Origin of the sequence: Bartonella sp. TT119HLJHH, from assembly GCF_042193385.1 — a bacterium.
In the GTDB taxonomy this organism is placed as follows: Bacteria; Pseudomonadota; Alphaproteobacteria; order Rhizobiales; family Rhizobiaceae; genus Bartonella.
This window is the reverse complement of the sequence record NZ_JBHILS010000112.1, coordinates 1-924: the sequence shown is the minus strand read 5'-3', so window position 1 is coordinate 924 and position 924 is coordinate 1. Positions and strand designations below refer to the sequence as shown.

1 pseudogene is annotated in these 924 nt (G+C 47.4%); it reads left to right on the top strand.

Annotation, left to right across the window (positions count from 1 at the left end):
- Positions 1-924 (top strand): annotated as a pseudogene (locus ACFIJL_RS09620) (filamentous hemagglutinin); the annotation flags it as partial.

Here is a 924-nt window from a genome sequence, read left to right as displayed (position 1 = left end):
GCTGATGGTCATTTGAAGATAGAGGCGCAGGATGGGCTTTTATCGATTGCCGGTAAGGCAACCTCTGGGGGCAATATGGAGCTTTCTTCGCGCCAGACACTTCAAGTTTCAGGGCTAGGGGCAGGCGCTGATATGGCTCTTGAATCGGGCGGAAATTTGAAGCTTGAGGGGATTGTTTTAGCGCAAGGGAATCTCAAGGCGCATGCCGGTGGTGATATACAGGCGCAGCTTTTAGCTGGTGGGGTTGATATGGCGGCAACGGGTGCTGCTGGTGTTGTTGTTCTTGGCACCCAAGGGGATGTTGATCTCCAGAGCCGTCAAGGTGCGATTGTTGCTGAAAGTGTTTATGGGGCAGGAGATATCACCCTGGTTTCTCATAACGGGCTATCTGTTTCTCAAACAATTCTGTCGCATCAAAATGTTGTCATTCAAGCACAACCAGAAACAAATGCTCCCGTTCATTTTAGACAACTTTTAGCCTATGGTAAGGCAAATATTGAGGGTGGGGCGGTTGACTTTTCTTCGCTGATGACGGGTGAAAAAGCTGTTTTAAAGGTTGGCAGCCTTGATGCAGGCACACTGATGACAGGTGTCGTTTCTACGGGCGGTTCAGGGGATCTTGTTTTAGATAAAAACGGCTTTCTTTTGATTACAGCAAAAGAAGGGGTGAAGGTTGGTCAGATTGCCAGTGGTGGCAATATTGAAATTTTTGCAGGCAACGACATCTATTATGATCAGGTCATGGGCTATGGCAGCGCAACATTGACATCGGTGTCTGGAGAGATCAGTGTTGAGAATGTGTTGTCTGCTGAGGGGGATGTGAGGTTGACAGCAAACACTCTCGATTTAAGCAATAATCGTTCTCATATTTACACGCCGCAAACGCTGTATTTAATTGCAGATCATATTGATGTCTCAGAGAGC